The organism is Paraburkholderia bengalensis (assembly GCF_037126505.1).
Lineage (GTDB): Bacteria > Pseudomonadota > Gammaproteobacteria > Burkholderiales > Burkholderiaceae > Paraburkholderia > Paraburkholderia bengalensis.
The window spans coordinates 33,934-53,766 of sequence record NZ_JACFYJ010000033.1 but is presented as its reverse complement, the minus strand read 5'-3'; the positions used below and the strand labels follow the sequence as shown (position 1 = coordinate 53,766).

Below are 19,833 nucleotides of genomic sequence, written 5' to 3'. Positions count from 1 at the left end.
CGGCAGTTGTCATTAGCCAGCGTGATAACCCCGTTATGCGTAACGTGTCAGTCATGGACCTCAAGCAAATCCAGTATTTCATCGCGTTGTTCGAAGACGGATCGGTGACGCGCGCGGCCAAGCGTCTGAACATCGTGCAGCCTGCGCTCAGCATGCAGATCGCCAAGCTGGAAGAGGAACTACATCAGCAGCTCTTCGAGCGGGGCGCGCATGGCATGGCGCCGACGGCAGCGGGGCGCCTGATGTACCGGCTCTTTCTGCCCATCATGCGCGACCTCGCGCACGCACGGCAGCAGCTGGTGCAGCGCGACGAAGTGGTGACGGGGCACGTCGGCATCGGACTGATCGCATCTGTGACGGAGAGCGTGCTCGCGGATTCGCTGTCGCGCTTTCACGCGCGCTATCCGCACGTCGAAGTGACGGTGGCGGACGGCTACAGCGCGACGTTCATCGACTGGGTGGCGGGCGGCCAGCTCGACGCCGCGCTGATCAACAAGCCGCGCGCGCGGCTTTCGCTCGATTCGCAGCCGCTGCTCGACGAAGAAATGGTGCTCGCGACGAGCGTCGCGCACGGGCCCGACCTGCCGCATTCGATCGAGCTCGCGCAACTGCCCGAACTCGAACTCGTGCTGCCGACCAAGCGTCACGGCCTGCGCGGCGTGCTCGATACGGCGGCGCAGCACGAGGATGTGATGCTCGCACCGCGCTTCGAGATCGATGTGCTGTCCACGATCGTGGCGCTCGTCGAGAAGACGCGCTTTGCGACGATCCTGCCGCGTATCGTCGTGGAGCGCGCGGTGCGCGAGGGCACGCTGCGCGCGTATCCGATCCTCGCGCCGCGCATCGTGCGGCATATCGTGTGCGTGAGCCATCCGCGACGGCCGCTCAGCGCGGCGGCGGAAGCACTGATCGCGATCATCGCCGACGAGTTGCGCCGGGTATCGGGCGCAATGGACATCAGTGCGCCCGTTGACGCGAAGGCGAGCACAGCGTGAACACGCGCGCGCCACTTCAGGCAAACTGATCGGCCCGACATAAGTCCGACGCATCGATAAGAACCGATGAACCTTAGAGCGCTTCAATGCTTCGTGACGCTCGCCGAAGAGCTGAACTTCAGCCGTGCCGCCGAGCGCCTGCATATCGCGCAACCCGCGCTCAGCCAGCAGATTCGCGCGCTGGAGGAGCGTCTCGGCACGCAGTTGATCGACCGCACGCGCCGGCCGCTTCGGCTCACGGAAGCAGGGCAGTACCTGCTCACCGAGGCGCGCCAGATACTCGGCTCGCTCGAACAGATGACGCTCGGCACCGTCGAAATCGGCAAGGGGCGGCGCGGCTGGCTGAGCGTCGGCTTTACGCGCTCGGCGATGTACAGCGTCTTGCCGCCCGCGCTCAAGGCTTTTCATCGCGAGTATCCGCAGGTCGAACTGAAGCTCTACGAAATGCTCACCGACGAACAAACCGACGCGCTGCGCGACATGCGTATTCATGTCGGCATTGGCCGGCAACCGCTCGCGATGGCGGGCTACACCACGCGCGTGCTGCTGCGCGAGCAACTGGTGGTCGTGATGGCACTCGATCATCCGCTCGCGAAGCGCAAGAAGCTGACGATCGCCGAACTGGCGGATACGCCGCTGATCCTCTATCCGAAGCATCAGAACGCGCAATACAAACGCTCGGTGCTGTCGCTGTATCGCGATGCAGGCGTGACGCCCTTCGTCGCGCACGAGGCCTACGAAATCCAGACTGCCATTGCGCTCGTCGCGGCGGGGCTGGGCGTGACCGTGGTCGGCGAATCCGTGGCGCGCCACGGACGCGCGGACGTTGTGTTCCGTCATCTGACGGGCCCCGGTTCCTCGCAGCGCTCGACCCTCGCCGCCACGTTCCGCTCCGACGACACGTCACCGCATCTGCTCGCGTTTCTGCACTGCCTGCCCGCCCCGCTCGCCGACAACAATGGCGCACTATAAGACGCGGCTTATACAAGCATAAGCATCCCGTCTTGGACTTCCTGTTCGCGCGTTCTTAACATCGGTGAATGCTGCGTGGCTTTAGCACACAGCACATATTCAGAGAACGCAGCGACAACCACGTCGCGCACATGCAACCAGGCTTGCATGGAACAGGAGACAGCATGATTCACGTCGACGAAGCAGCAACGATGCGCAAAGTGTATGGGCGGCTGATGCCCTTGCTCTTTGCGATGATGTTCTTCAACTACCTCGACCGCATCAATATCGGCTTCGCGGCCCTCGACATGAACAGCGACATGGGCTTCAGCCCCGCCGTGTTCGGCTTCGCGGGCAGTATTTTCTTCGTCGGGTACATGCTGCTCGAAGTGCCGAGCAATCTGCTGCTGCATCGCGTGGGCGCGCGACGCTGGATCGCGCGCATCCTGCTCACGTGGGGCGCCGTGGCCGCCGCGACGGCCTTCGTGTTCAACGACGCCAGCTTTTATGTGCTGCGCTTTTTGCTCGGCGTGATGGAAGCGGGCTTTTTGCCCGGCGTCGCCGTGTATCTGACCAAATGGTTTCCCGAACGCTACCGGGCGCGCGCCGTCGGCGGCTACATCATTGCAGGCTCGTTTTCGGCCGTGCTGGGCGGTCCCATCTCCACGTCGCTGATGACTTACGCGAACGGCGTGCTCGGTCTGCACGGATGGCAGTGGATGTTCATTCTCGAAGGCGTGCCGGCGATGCTGCTCGGCTTGTTGACGCTGCGCATCATGACCGAGCGTCCCGCCGACGCCGCATGGCTTTCCAACGATGAAAAGCATTGGCTCGAAACGACGCTCGCCGCGGAACGCGAAGCGCTCGGCGGTCACGCGCACGTGTCGTTTCTGCGCGTGGCGGCCGATGTCCGCGTCTGGAGTCTGGCGTGCCTGTTCGGCTGTGCGCTGGTTGGTATCTATGGGCTCTTCCTGTGGCTGCCGCAGATCGTGAAGAGCCTCGGCCATCTGAACAACATCCAAGTCGGATTTCTGTCGGCTGCGCCGCCGCTGCTCGGCGTGCTGGGTACGTTCGTCATCAGCCGCAGCTCGGACCGGTCGGGCGATCGCAAGAAACACCTTGCATTCGTTTACGGCGCGAGCGCGATCGCGATTGCGGGCAGCGCGTATGCGCCGAATCCGCTGCTTGCGTACGCGCTGCTGTGCGTGACGGGGCTTTTCATCTACGCGGGCAATCCGCTGTTCTGGAGCCTGGCGTCCTCGTTCAGGACGGGCGCGGCGGGCGCCGCGACCATCGCGCTGATCAACACGATTGCGCAGTTCGGCGGGCTGGTGGGGCCGTGGAGCATCGGACTCGTGCGCCACGCGACGGGCAATTTCTCGCTGGCGCTGCTGACCATCGCCGCCTTTCTCGTGATCGCGACGATCATCGCGCTCGTCATGCGCGTGACGCCGCCGGAAGACCACGCATCGGCGGCGCTCGCGGGCGGCGACGCGGCGGGCACCTAATCAAGGTTCATCGCACAGACTCAAGGGATTGGCCACATGATCATCGATTGTCACGGACATTACACGACCTCGCCGCGTTCGCACGAAGCATGGCGCGCGCAGCAGATCGCCGCGCTGAAGGATGGCACGCCCGTGCCGCCGCGCCCCGTCATCAGCGACGACGACATCCGCGAAAGCATCGAAAGCGGGCAGCGCCGCATTCAGCGCGAGCGCGGCACCGATCTCACGATTTTTTCGCCGCGTGCGGCAGGCATGGGCCACCACCTCGCGGGCGCCGAAGCGAACGCGATCTGGTCGCGCGAGTGCAACGACCTCGTGCATCGCGTCTGCTCGCTGTTTCCGCGCCATTTCATCGGTGTTTGCCAGTTGCCGCAGGCGCCGGGTGCGTCGCCTGCCGGCAGCGTCGCGGAGCTGCGCCGCTGCGTGCAGGAGCTGGGCTTCATCGGCTGCAATCTGAATCCGGACCCTTCGGGCGGACACTGGTCCGGTCCGCCGCTCACGGATCGCTCGTGGTATCCGCTGTACGAAGCGATGGTCGAACTCGATGTGCCCGCAATGATTCACGTGTCGTCGTCGTGCAATCCGAATTTTCACGCGACGGGCGCGCACTACATCAATGGCGATACGTCGGCGTTCATGCAACTGCTGACAGGCGATCTGTTCGCCGACTTCCCGACGCTGCGTTTCATCATTCCACATGGCGGCGGCGCCGTCCCTTATCACTGGGGACGCTATCGCGGACTGGCGCAGGACATGAAGCGTCCGCTGCTGCGCGATTATCTGCTGAAGAACGTGTTCTTTGACACCTGTGTCTATCATCAGCCGGGCACCGAATTGCTCGCGAAAGTGATTCCTGTCGAGAACATTCTGTTTGCTTCGGAAACGATCGGCGCGGTGCAGGGCATCGATCCTGAAACGGGGCACTACTACGACGACACGCGCCGCTATATCGATGCGATCGAATGGCTCAGCGCGGCGGACCGGCAACGCATCTACGAAGGCAACGCGCGCGCAGTGTATGCACGCCTGAGTGCGCAACTCGACAAACAACTCGCAATGGAAGGGGCGACGATATGAATCCCATCGGCTGGCGCGAATTCGAATCGGCAGCGCAGGCGAGCCCGGCGACGCTCGCTGCGTTGCGCGAGCTTGCCGTCTCGCTGCTCAGCGACAACATGGCGCGCGCGAGCGGAATCATGGGCCTGCAGCCGTATCATCAACCGCGGCCGATGGCGGGCACGGCCGTGACCGTGCGCACGCGAGCCGGCGACAATCTCGCGATCCATCGCGCGTTCGACTTCTGCCGGCCCGGCGACGTGCTCGTGATCGACGGCGGCGGTGAATTGAGCCAGGCGCTCATGGGCGACATCATGGCGAGCTACGCCGAAAGTCTCGGCGTGCAGGGGCTCGTGATCGACGGCGCGATCCGCGATGTCGGCGCGATACGGCAGCGCGATTTCCCCGTCTATGCGCGCGGCGTCACGCATCGCGGGCCGTACAAGAACGGGCCGGGCGAGATCAACGTGCCCGTGACGGTCGGCAGGATGGTGGTGAATCCGGGCGACATCGTGGTCGGCGACGAGGACGGGCTGCTCGCTATCGCACCGGGCGACGTGGACGGCGTGATTGCCGGCGCGCGCAAGCAGGGCGCGAAAGAAGCGGCGGCGCTGCAGTCGATTGCCGAAGGGCGTTTCGACAGGGCGTGGGTGAGGGCGCATCTGGACCGGATGATGAACGGGTGATTGCCGGCGACGGGTGCGGCCCGTCGCGATTGTCGAAACTGCGGTATAAACGACGCTCCCGCCATCGGCGCAACAAGAAGCAGGCACCACAACATGACTCGATATCTCGACGCAGCCGCGCTCGTGGAACTGGCACGACGCGCCGAAAAGAAAGCGGCTGCGCCTTGTTCGTGCACGAAGACGCCGCTCGATGGGTGGCAATCGCAGCCGCTGTCGCTCGATGAAACACAACTGGTCGAAGTGGCGACGCTCACGCGTGACGATGATCCCGAGCCGACGTTTGCGGAATACCGGCCGGACAACGTTCAATACTGGTCGCCGGATGCGCCGATCGCGCCGCGCTATTTTCCGTACAACCGGTGCGGCGTGTGGGAGTGCGCGCAATGCGGGCGCCTTTATTTGCGCTATACGGAAGGTGGCGGTTATTTCGTCGATCGGCGGATAAGGGCTTTGAAGTCGTGTCTGGTCGAGGACGTGAAGGAAGGAAGCGCGCCTGCCTGACTACCCACTGTATAAGCTGCTTCACTCATTTGCTGCTTTAATCATTCGAAGCGCTCGCATGCTTTGATTCCTGCGCGCTTAACGCCTACAACAATGAATGTCCGGCGATATTCTTCCCGGCCGGATTCAACGGGCAGAGGGGGCGCAAATGAGCTATCAACTGACGGGCAGCATCCTCGAAGTGTGCGAATGCAAGATCCTGTGTCCGTGCTGGGTTGGAGAAGATCCCGATAACGGCACGTGCCGCAGCGCGATTGCTTACCACTACGAGAAAGGGGCGATCGACGGCGTCGATGTGTCGGGCTTGACGGTCGCGTTCGCGGCGTTCATTCCGGGCAATGTGCTGCAAGGCGGCTGGCGCGTCGCGATGTTCGTCGACGAGCACGCGTCTGACGCGCAATTCGACGCGCTCGTGAGCGTGCATCGCGGCGAGCGCGGGGGACCGCTCGCGGATATCGTGAAGCTGATTGGCGAAGTGGTGTCGGTAGAACGCGCTTCGATCGAATACACCGTCGTCGACGGCAAGGGCAGGATGAAGGTCGGCGAAACAATCGAGGCCGACCTGGAGCCCTATCGCGGTCCGAGCGGCGAGCCGACCCGGCTGGTTGACAGCATCTTCTCGACGATACCGGGCTCGCCTGCCTTCGTCGGCAAGGCGAACGCGTTCCGGCTGCGGCACGACAAACTCGATCTCGATCTCTCGTTGACGGGACATAACGCCATCCAGGGATCGTTCAGCTTCGTGTCGTGAAGATGCGCGCGCGCTCGCGGCTCTTTGCGCCGCTCTTCGTCGCGTTGACGGCGAGCGCGTGGATCGTGTTATGGATGTGGGACGCAGGGCCGTATGCGCGTTATCTGCGTCACGCGAGCTGGGACGAACTGCCCGTCGTCGGCACGATATGCCGCGCGGTGCCGGGCGCGAGCCTCATGCTCGAGGCGTCGCTGCACAGCGTCGCATGGCTCCTGATGATCGCGGCGATGATGCTGCCGACCGCCTTTCCACTCTTCGACACCTTCAGGCGCATGACGATCGCGCGCGACAACCAGCGCGTGCTGACGGCATTGCTGATCGTCGGTTATGCAACGGCTTGGGCGCTGTTCGGCCTCGTCGCGCACGGCTTCGACGCCGCGCTCCATCGCCTTGCAGATCGATCGCCGACGTTGCTTGCGCACGGCTGGCTGATCGGCGCTGCCATCGTCGCGCTCGCTGGCGTCTATCAGGTCAGCAGCCTCAAACATCGATGTCTCGACAAATGCCGCTCGCCGCTGATGTTCATCACGGAGCATTGGCGCGGCGGCAGCGCGCGCCGCGAGAGCTTCTGGCTCGGCATGAGCCACGGCGCGTTCTGCATCGGCTGCTGCTGGGCGCTGATGTTGCTGATGTTCGCAGTCGGCACGGGCAGTGTCGGCTGGATGCTGGCGCTGGGCGCGATCATGGCCGCCGAGAAGAATCTCCGTTGGGGCAGGTCCATCGGCACGCCGCTCGCCGTCGCGTTGATGGCATGGTCGGCCTGGATTGTCGTGCAGCACGCGGGCATCGTGTGAAAGACGCTGTGGCTTGTCATGTGGGTCGACGCCGCCGCGAATCGTCAGAGGATAGCGCCCGTCGCGGCGTAAGCCGACCGCAGACGGGCGCACTCGGGCGTGCGCGCGTAGTATCGGCGGAATGCATCTTGCGCCGAGATGTCGATTCGAATCCGAAACAAGGAGCCGCGATGACCGACCCAAAGCCTGCCGCCGCCACGCCGCCGAAATCCGTTCCGGCACCCCGCGATCCTCATCTTCGCGAGATGGCGAACTGTATCCGCTTCCTGACGCTCGATGCCGTGCAGAAGGCAAACAGCGGTCACCCGGGCGCGCCGCTGGGGCTCGCCGACGTCGCGACCGTTCTGTACCGGGATTTCATGCAGTTCGATGCCGGCGACCCTCACTGGATCGACCGCGACCGCTTCGTGCTTTCCAACGGGCATGCATCGATGCTGCTGTACAGCCTGCTCTATTTGACGGGTTACGCCGACATGACGCTCGACCAGTTGAAACGCTTTCGTCAGGTAGGCAGCAAAACGCCGGGGCATCCGGAGTACAGGCACGCCGAAGGGATCGAGCTGACGACGGGGCCGCTCGGTCAGGGCATCGCCGAATCGGTGGGCATGGCGCTCGCCGAGCGCATCATGAATGCGCGGTTCGGCGACGATCTCATCAACCACTACACGTATGTGTTTCTCGGCGACGGCTGCCTGATGGAAGGCGTGAGCCAGGAAGCCATCTCGCTCGCCGGGCACCTCAAGCTGGGACGTCTGATCGCGTTCTGGGACAACAATTCGATTTCGATCGACGGCGCAACCAGCCTCGCGGTCTCCGACAACGAGATCGAGCGATTTCACGCGTCGGGCTGGCGTGTGCTGGAAATCGACGGCCACGACACGGATGCGATCCGCGACGCCATCTATAAGGCGCGGGCGACCGTCGACCGGCCAACGCTGATTGCCTGCAAGACGATCATCGGTTTCGGCATGCCGACCAAGGCGGGCACGCAGAAAGCGCACAGCGACGCACCGGGCGAGGAAGAAATCGCGGGCGCGCGCCAGATCCTGAACTGGTCTTCGCCGCCGTTCGAGATTCCCGACCAGCTGCTCAACGAATGGCGCGAAATCGGCGCGCGCGGCCGCGCCGCGCGGCTCGCGTGGGCCGATCGCGTGAAGCAGGCGCCGCAGGCGCTGCGCACCGAGTTCGAACGGCGCAACGAAGGCAAGCTGCCGGAAAACTGGAAGGCAGCCATCGCGGCCGCGCGGCAGGCGTTCGTCGCCGACGGCAAGGAGATCGCGACGCGCAAGGCCAGTGGAGACGTGCTGAACCATCTCTTCGATGCCATTCCGGAATTGCTGGGAGGCTCGGCCGATCTCACGCCATCGAACAACACGAAGACGAAGAATCAGGTCGAGATCAAGCCTGGACAATACAACGGCTCATATGTGCACTACGGCGTGCGCGAGCACGGCATGGCGGCCGCCATGAACGGCATCGCGTTGCATGGCGGGCTGATTCCTTATGGCGGCACGTTCCTGTGCTTCTCGGACTATTGCCGTCCCGCCATCCGGCTCGCCTCGATGATGCAGGTGCGCACGATCTTCGTGATGACACACGATTCGATCGGTCTGGGCGAAGACGGCCCCACGCATCAACCCGTCGAACATCTCGCCGCGCTGCGTGCCATTCCTCACCTCGCCGTGTACCGGCCGGGCGATCCTATCGAAACGGCGGAGTGCTGGGAGATGGTGCTCGAACATCCACGCAGGGCCGCGTTATTGGCGCTGTCGCGCCAGCCGATGCCGCTGCTGCGAAAGGACGCCGATGGCGAAAACAGGTCGGCGCGCGGCGCCTACGTGCTGCTGGACGCAGAGGGCGGCCCGCGTCGGATGACGCTGCTGGCGACGGGTTCGGAGCTTCATCTCGCCGTGCAGGCACGCGACATCCTGCAGAAAGACGGTGTGCCGACGGCCGTCGTGTCGATGCCATGCCGGCTGCTTTTCGAAGAGCAGGACGCGGACTACCGGCGCGCCGTGTTGGGCGAGTCGCCTGCGCGCGTGGCTGTGGAGGCGGCCGTCGAACTCGGCTGGGAGCGCTATATCGGACCTGAGGGGCGATTCGTCGGCATGCATGGCTTCGGCGAATCGGGAAAGATCGGCGACGTCTACGCCAAATTCGATATCACGGCCGATGCGGTCGTGCGTGCCGCGCGCGAAGTGCTCGGAAATATTAAGGGAAGTTGACGGGCGCTTGACCAGCGTTGCGATCCGTCAATAGCGAAGCCAGTTGAGTGGCGCCCGCTCGCCTCGAGCTGGCTCGCGCCCATGACGGCGATCGGTGCCAGCCGATGCTGCTCTTCGAAGCGGGCATGCGCGATTGCTCGCGGCGTGGGCTTCATCACGTGTCCGCGCAGATGCACGCGTCAACGCGAAGATCTGTAATGGCAACGATCGTCGGAACGGCGCGGATTGCGACGGCCCTTGATGCATTATGGGAGCAAGCGAATTTACGTGGGCGAAAAAACGATCGCGCTACGATCTTCGAAATGCGTGAAGCTCCGGACAAAGCGGTATTTCTGCCCGTCGACTTCGATCCGGTTAGGGCCGGAATGGGTCATCTTCAGAATGTCGCCCGCCACGAGCGCCGCTATCGCACCCACGTATTCCCAGTGCCCTTGGTCTTCCGTGGCGTCGCCGATGTACACGGCGCACACACCATCGCATCGTTGCATGATGATGATGCTGCCGCTGCTATCGAGAGAAAGTTCGAGGTATTGCGCGAGCGTGGAGAGCGCGTCGGTGCTCACCGGCTGCGTTCTCCGTGCGCTTCCAATGTCGTGCATGTCATTCCCGCGGATCGCCGGGTAGCCGCTGACGCGCGCCACAGTGCGTTGCGAGCCATTCGGTAGCCCATTCGGCGGCAAACCGGACGGCGTCTTCGCGTGCATCGAAGCCGCGCAAGTCGCCGCTCAGATGGACATCGTATTCAAGCCCGTCAGCGCTGCTGCAACTGATTCGCGCGTGGGCAATGTATTCGCCATCGGCCCGGCGCGGGGTAGGATCGATATGGAAACCTGCAGAATTCGCGTACACGTGTCTCTCCTCACGGCTTGCAACGGAGGTGGCTCTGCACCCAGGACAGTGGGTACGCGGCCGGTGCCGGCTTGCGCTTGTGCTTGTGCTCCCTCTCAACCGGGTGGCGCAGCGGGCGATGGCGAGACGCAGTCGTTCGCGTCTCACCTTGTACTGACGCAGTTGCGCCTCCAGAAACGCGAGCGTGTCGAGACGCGGGATGGCCGACGTACCGGTCGGCTCACTTTCATCGATAGATAATCGGCAAGTGTTCAGTTCCAGTTCACGGAGTGCGATTTCTGTCTCCACATGGCTATGCTGCATCATCAGATCGGCGAGTCGAGACATGACACCTCGTTAGATCAGTCATTCTGAAAGTAGTGGTTCACGAGCCGGCGCATCGCGCAGCGAGCGTGATGTGCATTCGACCGGAAGCGTGCCGCAAGCATCGGCAGATACGGTTCGAAACCGCGGCGCACGACTGCTGCTCGCGGATCATGTCGATAACGCGGGCATAGCCCGCTGGGGACGGACGCGCTGTGTTATTCGCCGTCCCAGATGGTGTCGACCGGCGTGCTTTTGTCGATCAGCAGCTTGCCGTAAGCGGTGCATGCGCGTCTTGCAGCACCCGCGCTCAGAAACGGCGTTTCGACCTGGAGCCGAAATACGCGGCTTCTCGCCTTGATGCCCTCGTCGCCGGGTTCCCTGATCCGAACGGCGGCATCGAAGCCTGCGTCGTAATCGTGGGCGAAGCCTGCGCGTGTGGGCGTGTGCGGGAAAACAAGTGGATGAACTTCCAGCCCCTTGTACAGGTAGATACCGTCTGCCATGGTTACCTCTGTTTCGCCGCGCAAACGCGGCACGATGTCAGGAGGCTAATGGCAATGGGTCGTTGTCATTCGACCATATTGGCGCACAAACCTGGAGCCGCCTTTGTGACGGAATCGGGCCGACCGTACCAGGCAATCCAAGGCGAGGCGACGATCAGTCAACGAGCCCATACTACGCGCAATGCGAACCCGCGTCGCGAATTTTTCTGCGCGAGAAACGATGTCGTGCCACTGCGCGTAAGTCTTGCTGATTCGCGTGCGTCTTCGGGCGGATTGACCGCATCCGGAGCCGGTCAATGCGCTTCGCCGATCAAGCCGCAGCGCGATGCTGCGTAGACAAACGCGCAGTCGTGTTCAGTGATGAGAGAGACTGGGGCGTGCGCCGAACCGGCCGAATCGCGAGCGATAGGGACGTGACGGGTCGATGCGGAGGGTTGCTCAGCACGCCACGATGCGCCGCCCTGATCAAAGGCCCTGCATCGTGCTCGTCGAATGCGCGATCAGATGTACGACGCCAAAAATGCATCCTCCAATACACAGTGCAAGAAAAACAGCCACGAAGGGGAGTGCGACGATGTTGATGTTCGCGAAGTCGGCTTCGTGCGATGCGCGCTTACGCACGCCGAAAAATGCTGACAGGACGATACGGACGAGACGAAGGATTTCCATGATGCTGCTCCGGTGATTGATGGACCCATCATCGGCGCATCCACGAATCGGAAACAGCAGCAGATTCGCGCGAAAACAGGTAAGCAGGGGTGTCAATTCGTCGCACCGGGAAGATCTGGAATCTCCCTGGTCGCTCCTGTCATCACTTGCGATTTTGCGTCCCGCTGCCGCCCATCGATTCAAGCAGTGGCCGCAGCGCATCGAATTCCGAGCCGAAAGCGCTCCAGTCGCCCGCTTTTAGCCGTTCGAGCGCGCGATTATAGTGTGCGAGCGCCTCGCGGGTACGCTCGTCCGCTGTGGCTGGCGAGCTGGGTGAGGCGGGCAGGGTGTCATCGAAGAGCGCTGCAAGGGCGTGCGGTAACGTATCCTGCATCACGACGCGATCGCCATACGCGGCGATAACCCGCTTCAACTCTGGCAATTGGCCGGATGCTGCGCGCAGGTAGAGCGGGGAAACGTAGAGAATCGAATTTTCGATCGGCAGTACCACGAGATGACCGCGGATCACACGCGAACCCATCTGATTCCACAGCGAAATCTGCTGAGAGATTTCGGTGTTTTGCTGGATGCGTGCCTCGATCTGGAACGGCCCATAGACGAGCTTGTCCTTCGGAAACGTGTACACGACCAGCTTGCCATACTCGGGCGGATCGCAACGCGCCGCGAGCCAGGCAATCATGTTTTCGCGCTGGCTGGGCACCATCGGCAGCAGTAGCACGAATTCGGCGCGCTTCTCGCCGGGTAATCGCATGATCATGTAGTACGGCGCCATTTGCGCGCCCGGCGCATTTGCGGCATCGATGCCGGCCAGTTCACGTGGGAACTGCCAGAGGTCCTCGCGGTTGTAGAAGACTTCTGGTGCATCCATATGGTAAGTGCGATAGAGCTGCGCCTGAATCAAAAAGAGATCTTCGGGATAGCGGATATGCTGCCGCAGATCGTGTGGCATTGCATCGAGAGGCTTAAAGAGGCCCGGGAAAATGCGCTGGTAGGTCCTCAGGATGGGTTCGTCAGGATCGGTGATAAAGAAATTGACGGTGCCGTTATACGCATCCACGACTACCTTCACCGAATTGCGGATGTAGTTCGTGTCGCCGCCCGTCACCGGTTGCGAATAGGGAAACCAGCGGCTCGTGGTGTAGGCATCGAGTATCCAGAACAGACCGCCGCCGCTTGCAACCAGATAGGGGTCCCTGTCGAGGACGAGGAACGGCGCGATCGAGCGCACCCTGTCCTCGATATTGCGATGAAGCAGAATCCGGCTCGCTGCCGTGATGTAGCCGGTGAACAGGATGTCGGGTGCGCCGAACTGCAAGGCGAAGAGGATACGTCGTGCTGCATTGCCAATGCCGATACCGTCGTGCCCGTCATAAGCCTTATAGACGTTTTCTTTCCCTTGGGGAAAGTCGAATTCCGGCATGCTTCCTTTCACGATGACGTAGCCTTGCGCCCCTTGGCCAAAATAGAGGCGCGGTTCGCGAATGACCGGCCCGCCATTCGAAACAGGCGGAATATCCTGCAGATAGAACGACGGCAAGCCCTCGGCCGATTTCTCGGTGACGGGCGACATGACGGCACCGTTGCCGTGCGTGAACAGTAGGTGCAGGTTCACCCACGTCTGCGCATTAGCAGGAAGCATTGACGAATCGAGTTCGCGCGCGGAGAGCATGACTTGCCGGTAGCCGGCGTTTAGACGGTAGCGGTCGATGTCCACGGAAAGAAACCGGTAGTACGTCCTGATCTCCTGCAACTGCGCGTAGGTGTCCATGAGCGGCTGCACATCCCACAAGCGGATGTTGTCGATGGTTGCGCGATTGCTTTGCAACTCCGCCAGATTCAGCCCTTGTCCGGCAGCGAATGGTCGGATCGCGATCTGCGAGAGGCCGTAGGCCTGCCGGGTCAGCGCGATGTTGTGCTTGATATACGGTGTCTCCAGCCTTAACTCGCTTGGCTTGACATAGAACCGCTGGTAAAGCGCCGGATAAATGACGGCGAATACCACTGCGCCGCCGAATAGCAGCAGCACAGCTGCAGCGGGAATCCGATAGCCGCGCCAGCGCACATTGGCCCATGACGCAAGGGCTGCCGCGACGGCGAGACCGATGAGCAGCCACAGTACCCGCAACACGACATGGATGTCGGTATAGCCCGCACCGACCACGACGCCGTTGTCGCCATATAACAGAAGAAAGCGATCGAGCCAGTAAGATCCCGCCTTCGTCAACAAGATGAAGCCGAGCAGAACTGACCCGTGAGTGGCAGCGGCTCGCGAGAGTTCGCGCGGCGGCTTCTCGATCTGTATGTCGCCGCGCACGCCGTAAATCACTGCTGCAATGATCGCGCTGCAAATGAGGACGCGTAGCAGCCAGTTCTTGAACGCCACATAGACGGGCAGTGAGAAAAGATAAAAGCCGATGTCGCGGCCGAAGATGGGATCGCGTTCTCCAAACGGAACCTGATGAATGAAGCGAAGGATCATGTCCCAGTTCGAATCTTCGCTGGCTGCGATCAATAGCCCCAGCACGACGGCAACGCCAGCGGTTGTCCAGCGCCACAGAACATGCGGCGCGACTTCGCGGCCTACGTCGACCACGACTTCGAACTTGGCCACAGAGGGAACAACGTGCCTGGCATAACGATGCGCAAGCAGGCCGGACGCCGCGATGACGAGCGCTGAGATCGCGAACACGGCAGTGAACAGCAGCACCCTGGCGTCGAGTATCGTCCAGAAAACGCCCGTATAGCCGATCGAAGAAAACCAGAGCCAGTCGACGAGCACACGCGTCATGCGTTCAATAACAATCAGCCCGACGATGACAGCAACAATCGCGATCGCGGCGCGTCTCCTACGCACACGGGATAACGCTTGCGATGGCATCGTTCCTCCCTTTCCGGTGCTGTAGCGAAACGGCACGGCTACGTCATGTCTGCATTGATTGTAGACCTGCGATCGGAGTGGCGTTCAACGCCGTGCGAATGCGTCTGAGGCGGTGCGCGCACTTCTGCTCATCCCGCCGTTGCGTTGCAACAAGTGCGCGTGTTCGGGGCATGTACTCGCGAAACTTTCCTGTCGACACTTTCATCGTCCAGAATAAGGTTTACACGCACTGCGAGATCGAGCACGCATGCGACGCTCAAGCGTGTGAACTCCCACACTTGTTCGATATCTGAATGAACAGGGAGGGCGGCCATGACTACCGCTGCCAGTTTTCATATCGGCTATACCCAATACCTCGGCCCCGACGGCGAGCCGGTTCAAGCGTTGCCTGCTTTTGCACGCGATCCGATGGCGTTGATTCCCCTCTATCGTGCAATGGTGCTGACACGGGTGTTCGATACGAAGGCCGTCGCGCTGCAGCGTACGGGCAAGCTGGGCACCTTCGCGTCTTCCGTCGGCCAGGAGGCGGTGGGTGTCGGCGTCGCCAGCGCAATGCAACCCGACGACGTGCTGTTTCCTTCGTACCGCGATCACGCTGCGCAATTGCTGCGCGGCGTCACGATGACGGAAAGTCTGCTGTATTGGGGCGGCGACGAGCGAGGCAGCGATTTCAGTGTGGCGCGCCACGATTTTCCGAACTGCGTGCCGATAGGCACACAGGTGTGCCATGCCGCAGGCGCGGCCTACGCGTTTGTGCTGCGTCACGAACCGCGCGTGGCGGTCGCGATGGTCGGAGACGGCGGCACGTCCAAGGGCGATTTCTACGAGGCGATGAACATGGCGGGCGTCTGGCAGGCGCCGCTTGTCCTCGTGGTCAATAACAACCAGTGGGCGATTTCGGTGCCGCGCAGCCAGCAGAGCGCCGCGCAAACGCTCGCGCAAAAGGCTTTGGCTGCGGGAATCGACGGGCTCCAGGTCGACGGCAACGACGTGATTGCCGTGCATCACGTGGTGCACGCGGCGCTCGCGAAGGCTCGTCGCGGCGATGGCCCGACGCTGATCGAAGCGCTCAGCTACCGCCTTGGCGACCATACGACAGCCGATGACGCCACGCGCTACCGCGACGCCGAGGTGCTCAGCAAGCAATGGGACTACGAGCCGCTGCTTCGTTTGCGCACTTACCTGATGCGGATGAATGTCTGGGACAAGTCGCAGGAAGAGGAACTCGGCAAGACCTGCCGTGCGCAGGTCGAAGAGGCCGTCAAGGCATATCTCACGATACCTGCGCCGCCGACTTCGGCGATGTTCGATCACCTGTATGCGGCATTGCCACAAGGGATGCGCGAGCAGTTCGAGATGGCGTTGCGCTTCGCACCGGCTGCGGGGAAAGATCATGGCTGACGTCAACATGGTCGAGGCGATCAATCTGGCGCTTTCCTACGAACTGTCGCACGACCCGGCCGTGGTGATGCTCGGCGAGGATATCGGCGTGAATGGCGGCGTGTTTCGCGCCACTCTCGGCCTGCAGGCCCGATTCGGAGCGCAACGGGTGATCGACACGCCTTTGGCAGAAACGGCGATCGCGGGCGCTGCGATCGGCATGGCTGCGATGGGCTTGAAGCCAGTCGCGGAGATTCAGTTTTCGGGCTTCGTCTATCCGACCATCGACCACGTGCTCAATCATGCGTCGCGCCTGCGGCATCGCACGCGCGGCCGGCTGACATGCCCGCTTGTGATCCGCACGCCGTGCGGCGCGGGCATTCACGCGCCGGAGCATCACTCCGAAAGCCCCGAGGCATTGTTCGCCCACATACCCGGACTGCGCGTCGTCACGCCGTCATCGCCTGCGCGCGCATACGGCCTGCTGCTTGCGGCGATCCGTGACCCCGACCCGGTCATTTTCTTCGAGCCGACGCGACTGTACCGGCTGTTCAGGCAGCCGGTGGAAGATAACGGCGAGGCGCTGCCGCTCGACAGCTGCTTTACGTGGCGTAGCGGCTCGGACGTGACGCTCGTGAGTTGGGGCGGCGCGTTGCAGGACGTGCAAGCCGCAGCCAGTCTGCTCGAGCAGGAGGGCGTGATGGCCGAAGTGATCGACGTAGCGACGCTCAAGCCGCTCGACATGAACACCATCCTCGCGTCGGTGGCGAAGACCGGGCGCTGTGTGATCGTTCATGAAGGGTCGCGCACGGGCGGTGTTGGCGCGGAGATCGCGGCCAACATCGCCGAGCGTGGCGTGTACTCGCTGCTCGCGCCGGTGCAGCGCGTCACGGGCTATGACGTGGTGGTGCCGCTATACAGGCTCGAGAATCAATATATGCCGGACACGCAGCGCATCGTTGCCGCGGTCAGGCAGGCGCTGGAGGCATCGTGAGGCCATGAAGACCTTCAAACTGCCCGATCTTGGCGAAGGCTTGCAGGAAGCGGAAATCGTCGAATGGCATGTCCACGGCGGCGATGACGTTCGTGCGGATCAACCGCTGTTGTCGGTCGAAACGGCGAAAGCGATTGTCGATATTCCGTCGCCTCAATCCGGGCGCATCGCGAAGCTGTTCGGCAAAGCGGGCGACATCGTCCATCTGGGCGCGCCACTCGTCGCGTTCGAAGGATCGGACGACGACGCGGATGCCGGCACAGTGGTTGGTCAAGTCACGGTCGGCCAGCATGTCGTCCAGCAGGCGCCGGCGGAGCCGGGCGGGTCAGCGGGCGCCGGTGCGGGCGTGATCAAGGCGATCCCGGCGGCCCGGGCGCTTGCGCGCAAGCTGGACGTCGATCTCGCGATGGTGACGGCAACGGGGCACGACGGTGTCATCACGGCGGCAGACGTGCAGCGCGACGCAAAGATACTCGCCGAACTCGGGCCGCCCGAAGTGCTGCGCGGCGTGCGGCGCGCGATGGCGCAGAACATGGCGCGCGCGCAGAGCGAAGTGGCGGCGGCGACGGTCATGGACGATGCCGATATTCACGCGTGGCCGCCGCATAGCGACGTCACGATCCGGCTGATCCGCGCGGTGGTGGCAGGGTGCCGTGCCGAACCGGGGCTCAACGCATGGTTCGACGGGCATGCGGGGCGACGCCACGTACACGCGAAGATCGATCTTGGCATCGCCGTGGATCTGCCCGATGGCCTCTTCGTGCCCGTGTTGCGCGACGTCGCGCACCGCGACGCCGCCGATCTGCGCGCCGGGCTCGACCGGATGCGCGCGGACATACGGGCGCGCAAGATTCCGCCCGAAGAACTGCGTGGCAATACGATCACGCTGTCGAACTTCGGCATGATCGCCGGCAAGTATGCGGCGCCTGTCGTGGTGCCGCCCACAGTCGCCATTCTCGGGGCGGGGCGCATTCACGCGCAGGTGGTGGCGGCAGACGACGTCCCCGCCGTGCATCGGATCTTGCCGCTGAGCCTGACATTCGACCATCGGGTGGTAACGGGCGGTGAAGCGGCGAGGTTTTTCGCCGCGGCGATTGCCGATCTGCAGTTGGCGCAATAGCCGGTCTTCGCGCAGAAGACGGAGCCGGAAACGCAGCATCCGCAGAGGCCCCGATTCCTATGACAAAAGACGAATCGCGCGAATTGACTAGACTGAATTGACGCGTTCGAACCAGACAACGAATGGAGCGATGCCTTCAAAGCGAGGCACGAACCCGCGAAGTTCCGTCGCCGGAATGCACTCCCGATATGCCGTTGGGAACGAACCATGATCGAACTCGAAAAGCTGGGCAGGATTCGGGTATTCGCGGACCTTCCGCGAGATCGGCTGGAGTGGCTGAGCGGCCGCGTTAGCGAGTATTCGATCGAAGCAGGCGACGTGCTGCTCCACGAGGGCGACATGGCCACGAGCCTGACGATCCTGTTCGAGGGCGAACTCACCGGGACGCGGCGTGACGACGGACAGCAATATGTCGAACGATTCTCAGCGCCCGAGGCCTTCGGCACGCCTTGCATGCTCGCATCGATCCCCTATCCGATGACGCTGACGGCCACCACCGACTGCAGGCTGGCGAGTTTGCCGGAGGCGGCCTTCAGGGAGTTGTTCGTTTCGTGCGGCCCTTTCAGCCAGGCTGTCGCCCGCGTGATGACCGACTGGCTCACCGCGCTCGAAACGGAATCCCTCAATCGAAGCAGGCTGGCCGCCCTGGGAAAGCTCGCGGCCGGTCTCGCGCATGAGATGAACAATCCCGCCGCAGCCTTGACGCGCGCGCTCGATTACATGCGCCGGGAACTCGTCGGGCTCGAAGCATCGGCGTTGGCGCTCGGCCTGCAAGCCGTGCCAGGCGAGGCACTCGACAAGCTCAGGGCTGTGGTGGCCAGCAAGGCATCGGGACGGGAAACGGAGGCGGCCGATCCGATCCGGCAGAGCGAGCGGGAGGCGCAACTCGTCGACTGGCTGGCCGTGCATGGCGTCATGAAGCCGTGGCTGGTTGCGCCCGTCTTCGCCGCTTGCGACATCGCGCCCGACGACCTCCGGCCCATCGCCGACGACCTGACGCCCGAGCAATTCAATGCAGCCATCGGTTGGATTGCCCGCCTCCTGGACCTTCGTTCCGTGATGGACGACGCGATGCAAGGCGCCAACCGGATCTCGGACATCGTCGCGGCGATGAAATCGTATTCGTTCATGGATCGGGGGCCGCAGCAGGAAATCGACCTTCATGAAGGCATCGACGACACCCTGACGGTGATGACGCACGAGATGAAGCACGGCATCACGGTCACGCGCGACTACGATCGCGGCCTGCCGCGCATTCAGGCGTTTGGCAGCGAGCTGAACCAGGTGTGGACACGGATCATCGAGAACGCGATCGAGGCCATGAACGGGCAGGGCAATATCGCCATTCGTACGCGATGCGACGGCGATTACGCCGTCATCGAGATCGCCGATAACGGGCCGGGCATTCCGCCCGATACGGTGACACACCTGTTCGAGCCGTTCTTCACGACAAAGCATGCTGACAGCGCGCAGGGGCAGAGCCTCGGACTGGGTTTGCATCTCGCGTACCGTATCGTCGTGAACCGGCACGGCGGAACGATCGGCGTCCGCTCCGATGCCGCCGGCACGGTTTTTCGCGTCACGCTGCCGCTCGTTGGCGCTCGCAGCAAAGGCGATGGGAGCGAACGTCGGGATGCCCTTGTTTTGTAGTCTGGAAAGGCCATGAA

At 62.9% G+C, this 19,833-nt stretch carries 18 protein-coding genes; 13 read left to right on the top strand and 5 right to left on the bottom strand.

The genetic code is table 11. The features are described from left to right. Positions 1 to 53 precede the first annotated feature (53 nt). From H3V53_RS20275 to tkt, 9 genes are all read left to right on the top strand, one after another. Positions 54 to 995: a LysR family transcriptional regulator gene (locus H3V53_RS20275; RefSeq protein ID WP_336599482.1), complete on the top strand. Its 942-nt coding sequence runs from the start codon at positions 54 to 56 to the stop codon at positions 993 to 995. 66 nt (positions 996 to 1,061) lie between these two features. Then, positions 1,062 to 1,967, top strand: coding sequence for a LysR family transcriptional regulator (locus H3V53_RS20270; RefSeq protein ID WP_336599481.1), 906 nt, complete (start codon positions 1,062 to 1,064; stop codon positions 1,965 to 1,967). 164 nt (positions 1,968 to 2,131) lie between these two features. Continuing rightward, positions 2,132 to 3,454, top strand: coding sequence for an MFS transporter (locus H3V53_RS20265; RefSeq protein WP_336599480.1), 1,323 nt, complete (start codon positions 2,132 to 2,134; stop codon positions 3,452 to 3,454). Positions 3,455 to 3,490: 36 nt separating this feature from the next. After that, positions 3,491 to 4,531, top strand: a complete 1,041-nt coding sequence (locus H3V53_RS20260; RefSeq protein WP_336599479.1) for an amidohydrolase family protein — start codon at positions 3,491 to 3,493, stop codon at positions 4,529 to 4,531. Further along, positions 4,528 to 5,196 (top strand): RraA family protein, encoded by a 669-nt coding sequence (locus H3V53_RS20255; protein ID WP_336599478.1) that lies wholly within the window; start codon positions 4,528 to 4,530, stop codon positions 5,194 to 5,196. Before H3V53_RS20260 ends, H3V53_RS20255 begins: the two co-directional genes overlap by 4 nt. Positions 5,197 to 5,289: 93 nt before the next feature. Then, positions 5,290 to 5,697 (top strand): hypothetical protein, encoded by a 408-nt coding sequence (locus H3V53_RS20250; protein ID WP_336599477.1) that lies wholly within the window; start codon positions 5,290 to 5,292, stop codon positions 5,695 to 5,697. Positions 5,698 to 5,845: 148 nt separating this feature from the next. Then, positions 5,846 to 6,448, top strand: coding sequence for a DUF1326 domain-containing protein (locus H3V53_RS20245; protein WP_336599476.1), 603 nt, complete (start codon positions 5,846 to 5,848; stop codon positions 6,446 to 6,448). Between the two features lie 2 nt (positions 6,449 to 6,450). Next, complete coding sequence (locus H3V53_RS20240) at positions 6,451 to 7,242, top strand: DUF2182 domain-containing protein (RefSeq protein ID WP_336599500.1); 792 nt, start codon at positions 6,451 to 6,453, stop codon at positions 7,240 to 7,242. Between the two features lie 170 nt (positions 7,243 to 7,412). Continuing rightward, complete coding sequence (gene tkt / locus H3V53_RS20235; protein WP_336599475.1) at positions 7,413 to 9,467, top strand: transketolase; 2,055 nt, start codon at positions 7,413 to 7,415, stop codon at positions 9,465 to 9,467. Positions 9,468 to 9,730: 263 nt separating this feature from the next. Here tkt and H3V53_RS20230 read toward each other — a convergent pair whose 3' ends face one another. The 5 genes from H3V53_RS20230 to H3V53_RS20210 all read right to left on the bottom strand — a co-directional run bounded on the left by H3V53_RS20230 (position 9,731) and on the right by H3V53_RS20210 (position 14,672). After that, entirely contained in the window at positions 9,731 to 10,030 is a 300-nt protein-coding gene (locus H3V53_RS20230; protein ID WP_336599474.1) for a hypothetical protein, read from the bottom strand. Between the two features lie 37 nt (positions 10,031 to 10,067). After that, complete coding sequence (locus H3V53_RS20225) at positions 10,068 to 10,316, bottom strand: hypothetical protein (RefSeq protein WP_082426768.1); 249 nt, start codon at positions 10,314 to 10,316, stop codon at positions 10,068 to 10,070. Between the two features lie 521 nt (positions 10,317 to 10,837). Then, the gene (locus tag H3V53_RS20220; protein WP_336599473.1) at positions 10,838 to 11,125 is read right to left on the bottom strand and encodes a hypothetical protein; all 288 of its coding nucleotides are present in this window, start codon (positions 11,123 to 11,125) and stop codon (positions 10,838 to 10,840) included. Positions 11,126 to 11,590: 465 nt separating this feature from the next. Continuing rightward, positions 11,591 to 11,794 carry a DUF2970 domain-containing protein gene (locus H3V53_RS20215; protein WP_054921495.1) on the bottom strand — a complete coding sequence of 68 codons (204 nt, stop codon included), beginning with the start codon at positions 11,792 to 11,794 and terminating at the stop codon, positions 11,591 to 11,593. A gap of 142 nt (positions 11,795 to 11,936) precedes the next feature. After that, entirely contained in the window at positions 11,937 to 14,672 is a 2,736-nt protein-coding gene (locus H3V53_RS20210; protein WP_336599472.1) for a UPF0182 family membrane protein, read from the bottom strand. A gap of 312 nt (positions 14,673 to 14,984) precedes the next feature. On the opposite strand from H3V53_RS20210, the gene pdhA reads away from it, so the two are divergent. The 4 genes from pdhA (at position 14,985) to H3V53_RS20190 (ending at position 19,816) form a co-directional block, all read left to right on the top strand. Continuing rightward, positions 14,985 to 16,073, top strand: a complete 1,089-nt coding sequence (gene pdhA / locus H3V53_RS20205) for a pyruvate dehydrogenase (acetyl-transferring) E1 component subunit alpha (protein WP_336599471.1) — start codon at positions 14,985 to 14,987, stop codon at positions 16,071 to 16,073. Then, on the top strand, positions 16,066 to 17,046 hold the full coding sequence (locus tag H3V53_RS20200) for an alpha-ketoacid dehydrogenase subunit beta (protein WP_336599470.1): 981 nt from the start codon (positions 16,066 to 16,068) through the stop codon (positions 17,044 to 17,046). Before pdhA ends, H3V53_RS20200 begins: the two co-directional genes overlap by 8 nt. 4 nt (positions 17,047 to 17,050) lie before the next feature. Beyond that, positions 17,051 to 18,166: a dihydrolipoamide acetyltransferase family protein gene (locus tag H3V53_RS20195; RefSeq protein ID WP_336599469.1), complete on the top strand. Its 1,116-nt coding sequence runs from the start codon at positions 17,051 to 17,053 to the stop codon at positions 18,164 to 18,166. A gap of 207 nt (positions 18,167 to 18,373) precedes the next feature. Beyond that, positions 18,374 to 19,816, top strand: coding sequence for an ATP-binding protein (locus H3V53_RS20190; protein WP_336599468.1), 1,443 nt, complete (start codon positions 18,374 to 18,376; stop codon positions 19,814 to 19,816). The last annotated feature ends 17 nt before the right edge of the window (positions 19,817 to 19,833 follow it).

Coding starts and splice junctions, on each gene's coding strand:
- H3V53_RS20275 (WP_336599482.1), top strand. CDS start 54: ATGGACCTCAAGCAAATCCAGTATTTCATCGCGTTGTTCGAAGACGGA.
- H3V53_RS20270 (WP_336599481.1), top strand. CDS start 1,062: ATGAACCTTAGAGCGCTTCAATGCTTCGTGACGCTCGCCGAAGAGCTG.
- H3V53_RS20265 (WP_336599480.1), top strand. CDS start 2,132: ATGATTCACGTCGACGAAGCAGCAACGATGCGCAAAGTGTATGGGCGG.
- H3V53_RS20260 (WP_336599479.1), top strand. CDS start 3,491: ATGATCATCGATTGTCACGGACATTACACGACCTCGCCGCGTTCGCAC.
- H3V53_RS20255 (WP_336599478.1), top strand. CDS start 4,528: ATGAATCCCATCGGCTGGCGCGAATTCGAATCGGCAGCGCAGGCGAGC.
- H3V53_RS20250 (WP_336599477.1), top strand. CDS start 5,290: ATGACTCGATATCTCGACGCAGCCGCGCTCGTGGAACTGGCACGACGC.
- H3V53_RS20245 (WP_336599476.1), top strand. CDS start 5,846: ATGAGCTATCAACTGACGGGCAGCATCCTCGAAGTGTGCGAATGCAAG.
- H3V53_RS20240 (WP_336599500.1), top strand. CDS start 6,451: ATGCGCGCGCGCTCGCGGCTCTTTGCGCCGCTCTTCGTCGCGTTGACG.
- tkt (WP_336599475.1), top strand. CDS start 7,413: ATGACCGACCCAAAGCCTGCCGCCGCCACGCCGCCGAAATCCGTTCCG.
- H3V53_RS20220 (WP_336599473.1), bottom strand. CDS start 11,125: ATGGCAGACGGTATCTACCTGTACAAGGGGCTGGAAGTTCATCCACTT.
- H3V53_RS20215 (WP_054921495.1), bottom strand. CDS start 11,794: ATGGAAATCCTTCGTCTCGTCCGTATCGTCCTGTCAGCATTTTTCGGC.
- H3V53_RS20210 (WP_336599472.1), bottom strand. CDS start 14,672: ATGCCATCGCAAGCGTTATCCCGTGTGCGTAGGAGACGCGCCGCGATC.
- pdhA (WP_336599471.1), top strand. CDS start 14,985: ATGACTACCGCTGCCAGTTTTCATATCGGCTATACCCAATACCTCGGC.
- H3V53_RS20200 (WP_336599470.1), top strand. CDS start 16,066: ATGGCTGACGTCAACATGGTCGAGGCGATCAATCTGGCGCTTTCCTAC.
- H3V53_RS20195 (WP_336599469.1), top strand. CDS start 17,051: ATGAAGACCTTCAAACTGCCCGATCTTGGCGAAGGCTTGCAGGAAGCG.
- H3V53_RS20190 (WP_336599468.1), top strand. CDS start 18,374: ATGATCGAACTCGAAAAGCTGGGCAGGATTCGGGTATTCGCGGACCTT.